Raw genomic sequence first — 16,815 nt, 5'->3', positions numbered from 1 at the left:
GAACTACAGTCGCTGCCCCAAAAATTTCTAAACTCCAGTTATCTAATCAGGGCGAACGCATCTTAATTTCCTGCCTAAATGCGATGGGATATTTTTTTACTTGGAAGCCCCTTATCTCCCCAAATCCTTAGTTCGCCCAGATGCTAATTACAAATGCTACACTGATAGTTTCAGTATTTTGTGAAACAGTAGCATCTCAAATGACAAACTATTTTTTAGCAGAAGACTTTAGAGTATATGTTAGTACCGAAGGGGGTGTTGTCAACTGGGCAGCGCCTGGATATACAGAGAGAATTTTGCCCACCGTTAACAAGTACATGAACAGAGATGGCGGTTACATTGCTTGTTATTCTCGCAATCAAAAAGGAAGTATTTATTCTGTTGGCAGTGGAATTTATGTAATGGGTCAAATTCGATTACAAGGCCGATACATCGGGCGGATATTTCACCCCAAGGGTTATGAGGATAAAGATATTAGTGCCGCTATTGAGTTCAAAACCCTTTGCAATCAAACATTTCCTGCTGCACGCAATGGCGGCTGGGCTGGTGGCGATACTGGCGGTTGGTTCGGAATCGAGTAATATTGTTTTTAATTTTCCGGAATTGCTAAGTCCACTGTGGTAGTAACACAAAGACAAAGCAAATATAACTAACTTCTATAAGTAACCTGTGGGAATATACCCAACTCAAACCCGGTCACAATGACTGGGTTTTTGAGTTTGAGCGCGATCGCAGTTAGTACGATTTAGAATTTCTGGGTTAACTTAAAACTTAGCTGGTAAGCCACCGACGTGAAATAGTCAACGAACTTAAAGTGACAATGTGAAGTCTAATATATACAAATTGCTTGTTCTGGCACTTAGTTTCTGGCAAAGAATAGATGCGTTTGTATCATTGGCACTCTACCGTTTCTGCTCGCTGGTTTCATCCTTTACTGTTAGTGATCTGGTTCATCATCGGCCTTAGCTTGCGTTTTACCAACTTAACCGCCAAGCCTCCTTGGACTGATGAGTTTGCGACTTTGGTGTTTAGCTTGGGGAATAATTTTTTACCAGTACCCTTAGATCAGGCGATCGCACCTGATATTCTCTTGCAACCCCTACAACCAAATCCAACCGCCGATATAGGGGATGTAATCCATAACCTAATTACCAAAGAGACCCATCCACCACTGTATTTTGTGCTGGTGCATTTGTGGATGAAGTTGTTTCCCAACCAAGGAGAGTTAGTATCGCTATTTGCTGCACGTTCATTTCCAGCTTTACTAGGTGCAATCTCAATTCCCCTGACTTATGGCTTGGGTAGGTTAGCTTTCCGTTCCCGATTGGTAGGACAGCTAGCTGCTGCGATGATGGCAGTTTCACCCTACGGGATTTTCTTAGCACAAGAAGCACGTCATTACACATTAGCAATGATATGGGTGATTGCATCCCTGTCCTGCTTGGTAATTGCCACACGTCACATTCAAAACCGTACACTATTACCGCTTTGGCTAATCATCTGTTGGGTAGGAATTAATGCTTTAGGAATTGCTACTCATTACTTTTTTGCTCTGACTCTGTGTGCTGAAGCTTTGGTTTTAATGCTTTTAGCTTGGCAAGAATCTATGCAAGCAAAAACACCAGTGTTTTTGCTCCCTGTTTGGTGGCGCATTTATGCTGTTGCTACTGGTACTTTTGTATCATGTTTAGTCTGGCTACCCAGCTTTTTAGAGAATCGGTCTCGTAGTAGTTTAACAGCGTGGATTCAAGAAGGTGAGCGCGTCGGAATCGAATGGGTAAGCCCAATTTTTCAGGCTTTAGCAGCATGGATTACGATGATTGCTTTGCTCCCAGTGGAATCACCACAATTAGCAGTTGTGATTGTTTCTGGGTTAGGAATGTTAATTTTCTTTATATGGGCAATACCAATTTTAGTTCGTGGTCTGAAAGTGCAACTACAGCGACCCCAAACCAGTTTAGTGACTCAAGTATTTGCTGGGGTAGTCTTGGGAGCGATCGCTTTATTCTTCATATTTACTTATGTTTTAGGCATTGATCTGACACGAGGCGCTCGCTACAACTTTGTTTATTTTCCTGCTGTGATGATCATAGTAGGAGCAAGCCTGGCCGTCTGTTGGCAAAGAACTGGTAAAAAAGCTGTGATGTTGATTTGGCTAATGGGATTAATTAGCGCTGTCACAGTTATTTGTAATCTGGGTTATCAAAAATACTACCGCCCTGATTTGTTAGTTCCAATAATTCAACAAAATTCTCAGGTTCCGGTTCTCATAGCCACAACCCACAAAACCTTAGTACAAACTGGGGAAATGATGGGAATAGCTAGGGAGTTAAAATTTTCTGGTTCACAAACTACTACCCAATTTTTGTTAGCCCATCAAGAAAAAGACCCCAACACCTCTACTCTTGCCCTAGAAAATACATTAAAACAGCTACCACGACCTTTTGATCTGTGGCTAGTTAATTTTAATGCCCCAATATCAGAAGAAGTGAAAAAATGTCTACCTGAAAACAAATCATTTGTACCAGTGAATGGCTATGAGTACAAAATTTATCATTGTCAGTAGAAGTAATTCTGCCATTGGAAGTAACAAGTCAGGTAGAGGTAATGCCAACAACTTTTCATTAGCGTAGAGGCACTACAGTCACCTAGAGATTTCTCAATGGCATATCAAGGCGTAATTTTGGATGTAGATGGGACGCTTGTTCTGAGTAACGATGCCCATGCTCAAGCTTGGGTGGAAGCATTTGCGGAATTTGGCTATGAGGTAAAGTTCGAGCAAGTCCGACCGTTGATTGGTATGGGAGGCGACCAGATTATTCCTCAGTTTGCGCCAGGGCTTTCTGATCAAGAAGGAATAGGTAAAAAAATTGCCGAGAAACGCAAAGAACTGATCATCAACAAGTTTGGCACAAATCTGACTCCCGCTAATGGTGCGCGGCAGCTAATATTGAAGATGCAATCTGTTGGATTGCGTCTAATCATTGCTAGTTCAGCAACAACTCAAGAACTGTCAGTGTTGTTGAAAGCCGCACAAGTTGATGACCTACTCAGTCAGGATGAGGCAGCAACATCTAGCGATGCCGAAGCTTCCAAACCAGACCCAGAGATTGTCGAAGCAGCTTTGAGCAAGCTGAATATGCAACCATCCCAGGTAGTGATGCTGGGCGATACTCCCTACGACATTAAGTCTGCGAATCAAGCTGGTATTGACGTGATTGCGGTTCGTTGCGGTGGTTTTGATAATACTCAATTAAAGGATGCGATCGCCATTTACAACGATCCGGCTGACTTGTTAACACACTATGACACCTCACCTCTCGCAACCAAAGCAATGACTAAGGCATAACCACTTAGAGGATGTCTGAGAAGTATTAAATATTTCGTTTGATCCCCCCTAGCCCCCCTTTCCAAGGGGGGAAATATATCAAAGTCCCCCTTGGAAAGGGGGATTTAGGGGGATCTATAAGTCTCAAATACAACATCAAAAAGTTTTCAGACATCCTCTTAAAAAGTAGTCACGTAAAAAACTGATTTCTACTTGACCACAACTGTATGTAACTATTTCTCAGATATTGTGCTCATATCACCGCTGGATATTAACCAACACTTGGGTAAACCAGACAGTTACAAACTCGAAGACTGATTACCACTCCATTCATGCAACAAAGCCGTTTGTAATCACTAATATTATCGTCCGACTGACACTGTGCAACTGCTCATTTACCTTGGAATACAACTTAGTAAAAAGGAGATTATCTGTGATTAAAAGTCTTGGATACGCCGCCGAAAGTGCAACTACACCGTTGGGCTTGTTCAGTTTTGAGCGGCGAGAGCTGGGCCGACACGACGTACAGATTGAAATCCTTTACTGCGGCGTGTGCCACTCGGATCTGCACACAGCCCGTAACGAGTGGAAGAACACGGTTTACCCTGTTGTGCCTGGGCATGAGATCGTTGGGCGTGTAGTGAAGGTTGGCGATCAAGTCTCCAAGTTCAAGGTTGGCGACGCTGCGGGCGTTGGCTGCATGGTCGATTCTTGCCGCACCTGCCCCAACTGCCGCGAAAGTTTCGAGCAGTACTGCGATAACGAGATTATCTTCACCTACAACAGCCCGGAGAAGCAGACAGGGAAGATGACTTATGGGGGGTATTCAAACCAGATTGTCGTAGATGAGAACTACGTACTACGCGTTTCGGAAAAGCTTGACCTCGCTGCCGTCGCACCGCTGTTGTGCGCGGGTATCACAACGTACTCGCCACTGCGCTACTGGAAGGTTAGTAAAGGTGATAAGGTCGGTATCGTCGGGCTTGGTGGGTTGGGGCACATGGGACTGAAATTTGCCCATGCTTTTGGGGCCCATACTGTGCTTTTCACAACGTCGCCAGGTAAGACGGAAGACGCCAAGCGCCTTGGGGCCGATGAGGTCGTCATTTCAAAGAACGCCGATGAGATGAACAAGCACATCAACAGTTTCGACTTCATCCTCAACACAGTTTCGGCACCGCACAACTTGGACGCATACACCGAGTTGCTTAAACGTGCTGGTACGCTATGCTTGGTCGGTCTGCCTGAATATCCGCACCCATCGCCTGACATCAGCAACTTGATTTATAAGCGCCGAGAAATTGCTGGCTCGATGATCGGCGGGATTCAGGAGACACAAGAAATGCTCGACTTCTGCGCCGAGCATAACATTGTCTGTGACATCGAACTCATCCCGATCCAAAAAATTAACGAAGCATACGAGCGTATGCTCAAAAGCGACGTAAAGTACCGCTTTGTAATTGATATTGCATCGCTTAAGCAAGAGAATATATAGAGCATTGGCAAAGGTTGCAATCCCTGCACTAGTATCTCGAATTAATCCACGCAATATAGGAATCCGATTTGATTTTTGAAAAAATCTCCGTATTTGTAGGGTGGGCAATGCCCACCCTACGTATTGTTCAAAAATCAATTAGTAATCCTATAGTTAAATAGTGTTTATAGCCTTTGCTTAAACATTGAGTTATATCGTGTCCTGTGAAAGACTTATCATTAAGACCGCAGAGGAGCAGGGGAAAGAGCATTTCGCGGTTTTTGCACAGATGCGAGAATTATAACTAATTAGGCGGACATGATATTAGTCATCAACCTAAAGACTAGTATTTAAAATTGGATGATGTCTCAACTAATGGAGGACTAACAGGAGCAAAGGACTTGTTAGGATTATTCTGGCGCTAGATAAAACTATTCATGCACATTCATCATCTCAATTGTGGCTGTATGTGCCCGATTGGTGGCTCACTGTTTGATGGCTTTAGCCGCAGTTTAGTAGCCCATCTCGTTTGCCACTGTCTGCTCATTGAGACAGAACAAGGGCTAGTTCTAATTGATACTGGCTTTGGTCAGCGTGATGTTCAAGCAGCATCATCACGACTTAGCCCGTTTTTCCTTAATTTCAATCGCATCCAGCTTGAGGAAAAATACACAGCGCTGGCTCAAATCGAGCAACTCGGCTTTCGTAGAGATGATGTGCGTCATATCGTGCTGACCCACCTGGATTTTGATCATGCAGGGGGATTGGAGGATTTTCCCGAAGCAACTGTGCATGTCATGCAGAGCGAGATGGAAGCGGCGCAGGAGCGGCGTGGTTTCATTCAAAGCCAACGCTATCGTCAATGTCAATGGGATGAGGTAAAAAGCTGGAAGTTTTATTCGGCTGGGGGTGAACCTTGGTTCGGCTTTGAAGCAGTACGCAATCTTGAAGGATTACCACCTGAAATTCTTTTCATCCCGCTTGTGGGTCATACACGAGGTCATGCAGGTATCGCCATTCAAACATCCCAAGGCTGGCTTCTACATGCAGGCGATGCTTACTTTTATCGGCACGAAATCGGCTCTGTTCAGCCAAATTGTACACCTGGACTGCGTGCCTATCAGTGGATGATGGAAGTAGACCGCAAGGCTCGACTTTATAATCAACAAAAATTGCGTGCGTTATCGCTCGAACACAGTGGTGAGGTGCGCCTGTTTTGTAGCCATGATGCTATTGAGTTCAAAACGTTCGTAGACCAAAATAATTCGCAATTGCAGGAACACAATTCGCGCTTTGTAAACTAAGCTCAACAGAGTTTCATGAGTTGAGTATCAATAAGAATATCAATTTCAACTTAAGCAAGTACTTTCGGTTATATCATGTCCGCTTAATTAGTTATTATTCTCGCATCTGTGCAAAAACCGCGAAATGCTCACTGCTCCCTGCGGTCTTAATGATAAGTCTTTCACCGGACACGATATTACTAGTTGCCCTAACTCTTAAATAATGGTTTTAGCTATAGAAGTATCTCAATGCACCTAGATATCTGTGCAAAACCCCCTTGACAAAAAATGATAAAAGTGGACACAAAGGCAGCGTTCCTTTAATACCACCTTTAATACCAATAGTGATAGCAAAATAGATTGACAGTATGCACATTCTTCGAGATACTTTGAGACTGCTAACATCTAAAATTTAGGGTTATTGAATATCACCATGATGTGTAAAAAGTTTTAACTCCTGCCTGTGATTTCTGGCGGATATAGTCATAAATCAATGAAAATACCATTTGTCAAGTCAAATCAATTATCATTTGCACTGCTATAAATAATGACCGAAAAAACTATCTCTAGTAGCTTAAATAACATTGACTCGATTGAATTTCATCAGCAGTGCTTGAAAATAGCTATAGAAAAAGGCGATCGCACAGAACAAACAAAATTTTTATCGAAGTTAGCCAATGCTTACCAGTCTTTGGGAGAGCAAGAGCAAGCAATTGAGTTTTATCAGCAATGGCTTGAGATATCTAGGGAAAGTGGAGATAGCGATGCACAAGCCAAAGTATTGTCTGGATTAGGTAATGCTTATCAATGCTTGGAAAAGCCAGAGCAGGCAATTGAGTTTTACCAACAGTGGTTGAGTATAACTAGGAGAATAGGTGACCGGACTGGAGAAGGTATTGCTTTGGGTAGCTTAGGTAATATTTATGAATTGTTGGGACACTATCAACAAGCAATTGAGTTTTACCAGCAGTGGTTAGACATAGCAAGATTAATCGGCGATCGCTCTGGAGAAGGTATTGCTTCGGGTAGTTTAGGTAATACCTATGAGTCTTTAAGACAGTACCGAAAAGCAATTGAGTTTTACCAGCAGTGGTTAGATATAACAAGATTAATCGGCGATCGCTCTTCTGAGGGCATCTGTTTGTCGGGACTAGGAAACGCTTATGAGTGCTTGGGGCAATACCAACAAGCAATCGAGTTTTATCAGCAGTCACTTTTGGTCAGAAACAAAATCAGCGATCGTAGTGGAGAAGCTAACGTCTGGTTTAATTTAGGTCTAGCGTTAGAAAAAAGCAATCAAGAATCCGAGGCGATAAATGCCTATTGCAATGCCCGCAAACTATATCAGGAAATGGGATTTGATACGAACGTGCAGCATTGTAACGATAGAATCGAACTTCTTTGGCACAAGCTTGCACTCGTAGCATCCGGCTTTGGGTTTTGGCGAAGAGTAAGTGGTCTGTGGCAGGTCATCAAAAGCTCGTTCTAGCACTTATCCAGATCAATGACTTAACGAGCATCTACAGTAATAGTAGGTTTAAAACTAGAGTTTGCCTCGCTTCAGTTTTGCGATCGCAGCCAGTAGACTAACATTTTTTTAGCTGATACCAAGTTGCAATCAAAGGTAACATTTGTCATTGCGAGCGAAACAAAGTGGAGTGAAGCAATCTCCCTTAACGAGAAATTACTACAACAGAACGCAACTTGGTATGAGTTCTAATGTTGTCTGACAAAAGGGTATAAAGCAATCACCTGTATAATTACATAAGTTGCAGGTACTTTCTAAAAAATTTCAGTATATCCTCTTATGCCAATTTAGTTGCACGCTCAATAGAATGTAGCGTAATGCAGTTAGTTGTTCTCTGTAGTTACTCATACAAGTGTAGTGATTTTCTGTAGAACACAACTTATAAATAACTTCTATAAGTAAGTATTGGGGAAATATAACCCCATCAAAAGCCCAGTCATCATGACTGGGTTTTTTGGTAAAAAATAGTATCAATAAATATTTACGCTAACCTACTTGTACCAAGTTGCAATCAAAAGTAGCAACTGTCATTGCGAGCGAAACAAAGTGGAGCGAAGCAATCTCCTCTAACGAAAGATTACTACAACAAAAGGCAACTTGGTATTAGTACGTAAAGGCAACTCTTCAAGAAGTAGCTAATGCTGGGCTTGTGGTTAGACATCACCTATTTTCGCTGATTTCAATGTGCGATCGCATCGCAGGTGATGACTGAGTTGAACAAATGCGATCGCGTATACTACATCGAACAAATCAGCTACCAATCTACCCACAACAATTCAAAAAGCACCACTCTTATTAAATACAACCTTTAGCGTTTTCAGTATCAAACTAATATCGTAGAAAATAGACCACTTGTGTTGATATTCTAGATCCATACGCACAATCTCCTCAAAAGACTTGATGCTAGAGCGGCCATTCGCCTGCCATTCACCTGTAATACCCGGTTTGACATTCAGCCTTTGCCAGTGGTGGCTTGAGTAATGCATCACTTCATCAGGAGTAGGTGGACGAGTGCCGACAAGACTCATTTCCCCTAGCAGTACATTCCAAAACTGGGGAAGTTCGTCTAGGCTCGTGCGGCGGAGAAATTTGCCTATATGGGTAATGCGAGGGTCATTTTTATTTTTGAAAATATGATGGCCTTTGGCTTCATTCTTGACTAGATGCTTGTGTTGATCTGCCCCAATAATCATAGAACGGAATTTCCAGATCCGAAAGGAGCGCCCATTCAGACCACAGCGAATTTGACTGTAGAAGATAGGGCCAGGGTTATCCAGTTGAATGGCTATAGCAACAGGAATCGTTAGGACTGCCGTAATCCCTAATCCTACAACAGCACCCAGGATATCAATCATGCGCTTCACTTTGCTTGTTACAGAAGGATGAACTGGCAGACTAGCAAAATGAGATATGTAGGCTTCATCTATAACTGGTAAACGAGTAGAGTGGCGATTAGAGAGTTTATACATAGTAGTTACAGTTTCAGTGGGTCAGCTTATAAATCCAGTCACTTAAAAAGCCAATAATTTACCAAAGTACTCTGTTGCTTAAGCAAGCATATGGTCAAAGAGCAAAAGCGTTCTTAGGGATATTTGCAATGACGGTATTTCTTGGTTATTACTTTATGAGCGAACATTAACTGTATTCAGGAGAGTGCCGTAATTTAAAGTCAGTTAGATTGTTTAGAGATAATGGACTTGCAGTAAGGCTTTATGCCTAAATTAGATAAATTAAGTGAAATTGCTGAGAATCTAAACTCAAACATAATCAAAGTTTTTATCTATAAAAAGCTTGAAAAGTACTTGCATTGCATATTCATGGGTAATTGCAAAACAAATATTTAATATTTGCTGCAAAATTTTTTTAGGTGTAATTACAGTTTCTTCCTTCCACATCCATAGGAAATACTATCTAATGGCTACTTAAAGACATACATATACAGTATCCTTATGGAAGCATAAAATTGTCCGCCTAACTATCCACTTGGATGTAGTGTGAAGTCCATCTAAGCTTGATAATATAATATGAAGTATCTACAAAGGATTATTACCTTGGGTACACTCTTACAAGTGATTCAAAGCCAGTGTGATAATTTTTTTGAAGCTGACAATACAGTCATTAACATAACATATCATCTGTAAATGAATTGACTTGAGTTGAATAAATCTTTCAGAATACCTTAAATTCCATATATTTAGCTACATTCTTTACTGCTATTTAAGTAACCAGAAAATTATGAATAGCTTAGTTGTGATAGTGCTAAATACAAAATTCAACCTTCTTACGCGCAAAACTTTCTAAGTAAATTCTGTAGTTATTATGCAAGTACATCGAATTATGATCATTGGTAGCAATGTTACTACCGTACAGCGTGTAAGTAGCTATTGCCTAAAGAAAACCCCATATATATTTCCCTATTATGGTGTCCCCACTGATGAGGAGATGAATTTGTTTGCTCCTAATATCATAGTTCTATGTCTACCTCTACCTGAGAATTTCCAGCATCAAATATGCCAGCCCTACATTTTGTGGTCAGAAGATCTCACCCTTGAGGGGCAATCATTTGTTAATAGTCCTACAGATCTGTATGACTTGTTACATGAAGTAGTCCAAGCTTAAATTAACCCTTCGCGCACAGCTATGGCTGCTGCTTGGACACGATCATCAACGCTGAGTTTGTTGAGGAGCATACGTACATAGGACTTAATAGTTCCTAGCGAGAGGAAAAGTTTATCAGCTATTTCCTGGTTGGAGTATCCTTGAGCAATAAATTTGAGGATCTCACGCTCACGAGTACTAAGAATTGGTCGCTGACTCACATCAGTTCCACGGGTATCCTGAGAAACAAAAGTTGGCTTGAGCAACCGCGCAACTTTTTGAGCTATTGCAGGGTCTAAATAGGCACCACCTTGGAGGACTAATTGGATAACAGCAACAAGTTGTTCCCATTTGATGCTTTTGAGGCAGTAGCCATCGGCACCGGCAGCAAGCATCCCTACCACTTGGGTGTCGTCATCAAATGCACTCAAGGCTAGGATACGAGTAGCAGTCTGGTCAGTTTTTATCTGCTGCGTAGCTGTGATACCATCTATGATCGGTAGATCAATGTCCATCAAAATTATATCTGGCTGGAGTTGAGCCGCCAATTTAATAGCTTGTGCACCGTCATTTGCCTCTCCAACCACAGTAAAGCCCGGTTCTAAAGAAAATTGGCCTTTCATGCCTCGGCGGATCAAAGGATGGTCATCGACCACTAGAATCCTTATGGTTTTCAGCTCGGTACTCTCACCCATCATTATTCCTACATATCCTTTTTATGCCAATACCCTTCAGTTAGCAGTAGCTGTTACCCTAAGGGCCGCAACTATTACAAACCCGCCTGCATTGGCAACCTTTAGTTAAAGCTTGGAGTTGTAACCGCCAAGCTTATCTTAAGTGTATTAAAGTCTGGCTTGATATCAGCAATTTACGATTAAAAAATAAGGACATAATTATGCACAGGTTAAGCTTGCGGTTTATCTAAAATGTATTGCTTTTGATGCCGTAACTCAGCCTTTTCTGTAGCAACTGGGAGGGTAAACCAGAATGTGCTACCTTCTCCAAGGATACTGTCAACACCAATCATGCCTCCGTAAGCCTCAACAATTTGACGACATAAGTACAGACCAAGCCCAGATTTTCCACGCCGACCTCTTCCTTGAATGAAGCGGTGGAAGAGTTTTTCCTTCTCTAGTGGTGCAATACCTGGGCCTTGATCATGTACAGAAACCTTGACTTGGGTTTCTTCTAGAGTTGCTACTTCAAGCACTATTTCTGTGTTTGGCTGACTCACTCGCACAGCGTTATCAAGCAGATTTTGTAAAACCCGTTGGATTTCTAAGCTGTTAGCGTAGACGATTGGCAGCGATGGAGAGATTTTATAAGTGAAAATTATTTCTTTGTTTGAAGCGGTTTTGATCAAAGTAATTACTTTATCAAATATGTTTTCCCAATTTAGGGAATCGCAGACTAGTTGATTGTGAGTGTTGCCACTAGTTTCATAGCGGGAGATGTCTAAGAGGATTTCCACAAGTTTGAGAAGATCATCGTTAGCTTGGCGGTATTCTTCAAGCACCTCCCTTAAAGAGTTGCTGACAATGCCAAAAGCTCCTTTGAGCATACAGTCTAGAGTATTACGGGTAGCCAATAGGGGGGTACGCAGGTCGTGAGAGAGAGCACAAATCAGGTCTTCAAGCTTTTGGTTTTGTGCTTTCAGGCTTTGCTGTCGCTGGCTAGCCTTGCTTGCCATTGAATTGAGAATTGTAGTTAGTCGTCCGATTTCGTCAGCAGATGAATAGCCAAACTTGGCTTCCAGTTGACCTGCCTGCCACAGCTCGCCTATCTTCATTAAATTACGTAGGGGTAGCTCGACTCGTTGATACAAAAAATAGATGTTCCAACCGATTATTAGCAGGAGCAAGATTGTACTGATAATATTAACATCAGTGTATATACTGTACAGATGCAGTAAGTGATGCCTGCGATCGCTCAAAAGTCTCTCATATTGCTCCGACAGCATTTTAATTTCATTGCGTACTGAGTCTAATGCAGCCTGTTTCAGCATGGTAGACTTCTTGGCATCAAGGATATCCCTTTGGCCTAATTGGCTTCGCCAGTGGTTATAAGAGTCTTTGATTTTATAAATCTGCTCAATCTGGATAATAGGGATATCTGGCATAATATTGGATAGCCTATTGAGGCTGTTGGAGAAGGTGCTTCTTTTATGGCTGTAGTAGGGCTGCCGGGTGGCTCTTTCCTCTTCTATCAAAGCATCAAGTAGACGTTCTGTTTCACGCTCTATCAATATAGTATTTGTTATACAATTAGCTGCTTTTTGATTAAGGGACTGCAACCAAATGTTCCAGCATTGTTGCAAAACTAGGAAGCACAACAGCATAGAAAAGCTAGAGTACACAGGGGTCAATAAACGATTTTTCCTCCGGTTTGACTTAGCTTTGAAACCTAGCAAGCTAAACATTACCTAATACACCCCTAACTTTACAGTCTCCTAGCAAGTATCATTGAAAGTTATTTCAATGATTAACACATAAAATTTTGGTAAGCTTTATATAAATTTTGGATGAAATAAAAAAATATTGAGTTACATATCATCAATGCATCAATGCTTTGACCCTCTCAATTCTATGTTCTACCGAAAGCCGACTTATCGCACTGTTGTTAATGAAAGCGATCGCCTCATGAACAACCAGTTCCCCAACTTTTTCAAAAAATCGGGGATCTGAGTCTGCATTTAGGTAAGGTGCGTAGACGCGTAGCGGTGAGCCAGTCCGGTGGACGGGTTCCCCGGCATAAAGGAACTGGCGTTCGCGCAGCGTATCCGTAGGATTTACCCGTAGGGCTTGTCTTCAGACATCACCTTAATAAACTATTCTTCACTCCAAACACTTAAAAATTCCACCTGATTTTGCATATCTTCTGATGACTTGGCTGCAATTATTTTCAGAAGGCGGCGCATTTGCTCACCTACAGAGTAACCTTGCTGTGCCAAAATAATACCAGCGTGAGATTCTTTTTGTTCCAGCAAAATTGTGTGCAATCGATAAAAATCTCTAAGATTAAAGCTGTAAATTACCCGTTGATTTTTTAAAGCCCAATTCAGTTGTTCTTCATCACTACAAGATATCATTCCCACTTCTGCAACAGTAACCACATCCACACCACGAACACGCAAAGCTTGCAACAGCTTGTTACTTTCTGCATCCTCATCTAAATACAAACGAATCAAACTCATTGTTGACTCTGTTTTTGGCTGTAGTGGAGTGCTGCTAACTGCTCATAGGCTGCTTGTTCTTCTGCCAAATCTGTATCAATTTCTTCTCGGTTAGCGTGATAGTAAGTTAGTGCTGCATAAATTTGTACTAGCGTTAAGTGAGGTTTATCCGCAGCAATTTCTTCGGCGCTGTGACCTTGCTTGTATAAAGCTGCAATTCTGCGTACAGATGAACCTGTTCCCGCAATGATGGGACGACCTCCACGCAACTTAGGATCTCTTGTAATTAGCGTACCGATATCAATGCTAGTTACCAAGGGTTTTCTCCCTCAATATTTCGTCCTTACATGAACTAGGTTAACATTACGATCGCCTGACAGTATTTAAAATGCAGTTGAGGCAAAAATGCGATTGGACTATGCCCAGTGCCGGAGGCAATCGCAAATTCACAAATATTTAATTTTTCCTATTCCGTAGTATGTTGCGATCGCAATATTGCTCAGAGCCAATTGCGATCGCAGCAGTAGTTAGAGGTTCCATTAACTACTTTATCTATGTGTAACCTATTTCTTTATTACACATGAATTTTGTGCTAATTTCCGCTATTAAGCTTAAAAATCTATATCCAGCACATTCGCTAGGGTTTAGCATTGCTAAAGCCCTACCGAAATCACGCTTGTCATAACCAACGCCGTAATTTTTGTTACATTCAGTCACAATTTCCTTTTCAGAAACGATTTGGTTACTATTGGGATATTTAATAATTAGTCTCTGCAAAAGCTAGTAGCTAAAAATATAACTAGAAAATTATGTATTAATACGGTATATTTAGCGCAAATTGCGGCGATCACCTAAAAATATCATTGTAAAAAATACAATATTTTGCGAATTATGCTGAACCAGAATGCAGCTTAATTGAGCCAAGCTAGCTCTAGAACAATTTTTATACAGGAGTGCCTTTATGTACCGTCAAAAACTGACATCTCGTGTTTTAGAAAAAGCTGAATTGAGAATCGCCGGACTGAAGGCGATTGATCCAAATATCGATTTTGGGGGTGTTTGTAACCTACAAAATATGACACAACTAATGGAGACATTACGTAATAGTATAGACGCTTATAATACCACTCTAGCAATGATTAACTCTACCAGAACTGAAATTGAGGAGATGGAAAAAAGTTTGAGTAGTTTTTCGGAAAGAATGCTGCTGGGAGTTGCTTTCAAATACGGTAAAGACAGCAACGAATATATGATGGCGGGTGGTGTGCGGAAAAGCGATCGCATTCGTAAAAGCACAGCTACTCGTCTCAAGTCTGTAGCAAAGGCAAAATCTGGTAAGGATGTGACAACGGCGTAGCGACTGGGGATTGGGGAGAAATTATTATATCGTGTCTGGTGAAAGACTTATAAGACCGCAAGGGAGCAGGGGGAAAGAGGATTTTGCGGTTTTTGCACAGATGCGGGAATTATAACTAATTAGGCGGACATGATATTACTCAGCACCCAACACCAGCGCTCTTTCAAGGGCACTGCCCATCAGTACTTCAAATGTGCATCAGATATGGTTTTGGTGGGCGATGCCCACCCTACTGCTAATACTGAAGTTCTGCAATCAATTTCAGAATTTGACGGTAATATTGTATATTTCCTTGTTTGTAATAGAGGTTGGCAGATTCTTGGAAATCGGCAATTGCGTTTTCATTGTCTCCCAGATTGCGGTGGACATCAGCTCTTACAAGATAGGCTTCTGTCCAATGTGGTTGCAGTTGTAAGGCTTGGTTTAAATCTGTCAATGCTCCCTGCAAGTCTTCTAGTAGAGAACGGCTACGTCCTCGGTTAAACCAGTCTTCCGCAAAGCTAGGCTCGATCGCTATTGCTTGATTGTAATCTTCGATTGCTCCTTGATAGTCTTGTAAGGCATAGCGAGCATTACCGCGATCGCTATAAAATGCGGGAGAGTGGGGTTGAAGCCGCAAAGCTTCAGTGTAATCTGCTACTGCACCTTCATAATCTTCCAAGGCATAGCGGAGCGAACCTCGGTTGTAGTAAGCTTCCACCAATTCGGGATTTAGTTGTATTGCTTGGTCATAATCGGCAATTGCGCCTTGTTGATCAGCGAGTTGGCGGCGAGCATTACCCCGGTTGCAGTAAGCTTGAGAAAAGCCGGGTGTAATTTCTATTGCCTGAGTGTTATCTGTGATTGCGCCTTGGTAATCTTGCAAAGCTTCACGGACAATCCCTCGACCATAATAAGCTTCGGCTAAATTGGCATCGAACATCAATGCCCAATCGTAATCTTTAATTGCTCCTTGATAGTCTCCTAGACTACGACGAGCCGCAGCGCGATCGCAATATCCCTCAGCCATCAGCGGATTAAGTTGCAATAGTCGAGTACTATCTTGAATAGCTCCTTGATAATCTCCCATTTGGCGGCGAGCAGTTGCCCGAAAGCCATAGACTAAATCTAGTGTGGGATTTTCCTGTAAAGCTCGGTTATAATCGGCAATTGCTTCTTGATAATCTCCTAAAGCGCTACGGACAAGACCCCGTTGATAGTAGGCTTGGATATCATCAGGATTGAGTTTCAGAGCTTGGTTAAAGTCGGCAATTGCTTGCTGATATTCTTTGAGATGAGCATGAACAAGACCCCGATTATAATAGGCTCCGGCAAAGTTGGGGTTAATTTTTAATGCAGAGTTATAATCGGCGATCGCTCGCTGATAATCTGTGAGAGCATAACGGGCATTACCTCGGTTATGGTAAGCTTCTGCCAAGTTGGAATCTAGCTGTAATGCTCGGTCGTGATCGGCTACGGCTTGGATATACTCACCTAAGATATGATAAACATTGCCCCGATTGCTGTAAGCCGCGGCAAAATTTGGTTGTAGTTGTAAGGCTTGGTTAAAATCTGCGATCGCTCCTTGATTATCTCCTTGATCGCAACGAGCCACACCGCGATTATGGTAAGCATTGGCAATATCAATATTAATATAAGTAGCTAATTGGGGATTAATTTGAATTGCTTGGTGAAAATCTGCAAGCGCTGCTTCATAGTTGCCGAGAGCAAAGTAGGCTTTACCCCGACTGTGGTAAGATTCGGCCAGGTTAAAGTTGATTTGTAATGCTTGGCTATGATCTGCGATCGCTCCTTCATAATCTTCTAACCAGTAACGAACATTAGCTCGATTGCAGTAAGCTTCCGCAAAATTGGGATTGATTTGTACTGCCCGATCAAAGTCTGCAATGGCTCCTCGATAATCTTTAAGATTACCGCTGAGAATAATACCCCGGTTATAGTAAGCTTCTGCATAGTCAGGATTAAGTTCTATTGCCTGGGTATAATCTGCAATTGCTCCTTGATAATCCCCTTGAAAACTTTTATTTAATCCCTGATTTAAATAATCTTCGACATTCATGTAATTTTTTGGGGTT

14 protein-coding genes are annotated in these 16,815 nt (G+C 41.9%); 8 read left to right on the top strand and 6 right to left on the bottom strand.

Annotated elements, in window-relative coordinates; translation table 11 throughout:
- Nucleotides 1-200 precede the first annotated feature (200 nt).
- The 6 genes from AC5JL8_RS10660 to AC5JL8_RS10635 all read left to right on the top strand — a co-directional run bounded on the left by AC5JL8_RS10660 (nucleotide 201) and on the right by AC5JL8_RS10635 (nucleotide 7,574).
- A complete protein-coding gene (locus tag AC5JL8_RS10660; RefSeq protein WP_495879747.1) occupies nucleotides 201-581 on the top strand; it encodes a hypothetical protein in 381 nt (126 codons plus the stop codon).
- A gap of 299 nt (nucleotides 582-880) precedes the next feature.
- Nucleotides 881-2,566, top strand: a complete 1,686-nt coding sequence (locus AC5JL8_RS10655) for a glycosyltransferase family 39 protein (RefSeq protein WP_495879746.1) — start codon at nucleotides 881-883, stop codon at nucleotides 2,564-2,566.
- Between the two features lie 96 nt (nucleotides 2,567-2,662).
- Nucleotides 2,663-3,349: an HAD family hydrolase gene (locus AC5JL8_RS10650; RefSeq protein ID WP_495879745.1), complete on the top strand. Its 687-nt coding sequence runs from the start codon at nucleotides 2,663-2,665 to the stop codon at nucleotides 3,347-3,349.
- 412 nt (nucleotides 3,350-3,761) lie between these two features.
- Nucleotides 3,762-4,823, top strand: a complete 1,062-nt coding sequence (locus AC5JL8_RS10645; RefSeq protein ID WP_495879744.1) for an NAD(P)-dependent alcohol dehydrogenase — start codon at nucleotides 3,762-3,764, stop codon at nucleotides 4,821-4,823.
- Nucleotides 4,824-5,239: 416 nt separating this feature from the next.
- Nucleotides 5,240-6,106 (top strand): MBL fold metallo-hydrolase, encoded by an 867-nt coding sequence (locus AC5JL8_RS10640; protein WP_495879743.1) that lies wholly within the window; start codon nucleotides 5,240-5,242, stop codon nucleotides 6,104-6,106.
- A gap of 526 nt (nucleotides 6,107-6,632) precedes the next feature.
- On the top strand, nucleotides 6,633-7,574 hold the full coding sequence (locus AC5JL8_RS10635) for a tetratricopeptide repeat protein (protein ID WP_495879742.1): 942 nt from the start codon (nucleotides 6,633-6,635) through the stop codon (nucleotides 7,572-7,574).
- A gap of 815 nt (nucleotides 7,575-8,389) precedes the next feature.
- On the opposite strand, the gene AC5JL8_RS10630 is transcribed toward AC5JL8_RS10635, so the two are convergent.
- Nucleotides 8,390-9,082 (bottom strand): sugar transferase, encoded by a 693-nt coding sequence (locus AC5JL8_RS10630; protein ID WP_495879741.1) that lies wholly within the window; start codon nucleotides 9,080-9,082, stop codon nucleotides 8,390-8,392.
- An 850-nt stretch (nucleotides 9,083-9,932) separates the two neighbouring features.
- Here AC5JL8_RS10630 and AC5JL8_RS10625 point away from each other — a divergent pair.
- On the top strand, nucleotides 9,933-10,232 hold the full coding sequence (locus tag AC5JL8_RS10625) for a hypothetical protein (RefSeq protein WP_495879740.1): 300 nt from the start codon (nucleotides 9,933-9,935) through the stop codon (nucleotides 10,230-10,232).
- On the opposite strand, the gene AC5JL8_RS10620 is transcribed toward AC5JL8_RS10625, so the two are convergent.
- The 4 genes from AC5JL8_RS10620 to AC5JL8_RS10605 form a co-directional block, all read right to left on the bottom strand.
- A complete protein-coding gene (locus tag AC5JL8_RS10620; protein WP_495879739.1) occupies nucleotides 10,229-10,909 on the bottom strand; it encodes a response regulator in 681 nt (226 codons plus the stop codon). The genes AC5JL8_RS10625 and AC5JL8_RS10620 overlap by 4 nt on opposite strands.
- Nucleotides 10,910-11,115: 206 nt before the next feature.
- Nucleotides 11,116-12,456: a sensor histidine kinase gene (locus tag AC5JL8_RS10615; protein ID WP_495879738.1), complete on the bottom strand. Its 1,341-nt coding sequence runs from the start codon at nucleotides 12,454-12,456 to the stop codon at nucleotides 11,116-11,118.
- A gap of 582 nt (nucleotides 12,457-13,038) precedes the next feature.
- Nucleotides 13,039-13,404 carry a DUF5615 family PIN-like protein gene (locus AC5JL8_RS10610; RefSeq protein WP_495879737.1) on the bottom strand — a complete coding sequence of 122 codons (366 nt, stop codon included), beginning with the start codon at nucleotides 13,402-13,404 and terminating at the stop codon, nucleotides 13,039-13,041.
- Complete coding sequence (locus AC5JL8_RS10605; protein ID WP_495879736.1) at nucleotides 13,401-13,700, bottom strand: DUF433 domain-containing protein; 300 nt, start codon at nucleotides 13,698-13,700, stop codon at nucleotides 13,401-13,403. Before AC5JL8_RS10605 ends, AC5JL8_RS10610 begins: the two co-directional genes overlap by 4 nt.
- Nucleotides 13,701-14,344: 644 nt before the next feature.
- On the opposite strand from AC5JL8_RS10605, the gene AC5JL8_RS10600 reads away from it, so the two are divergent.
- Entirely contained in the window at nucleotides 14,345-14,740 is a 396-nt protein-coding gene (locus AC5JL8_RS10600; protein WP_495879735.1) for a hypothetical protein, read from the top strand.
- A gap of 235 nt (nucleotides 14,741-14,975) precedes the next feature.
- On the opposite strand, the gene AC5JL8_RS10595 is transcribed toward AC5JL8_RS10600, so the two are convergent.
- Nucleotides 14,976-16,799, bottom strand: a complete 1,824-nt coding sequence (locus AC5JL8_RS10595) for a tetratricopeptide repeat protein (protein WP_495879734.1) — start codon at nucleotides 16,797-16,799, stop codon at nucleotides 14,976-14,978.
- Between the last annotated feature and the right edge of the window lie 16 nt (nucleotides 16,800-16,815).

The organism is Mojavia sp., assembly GCF_059505145.1.
Note: the sequence above shows the minus strand (reverse complement) of the source record. Positions and strands in the feature narration are given on the sequence as shown.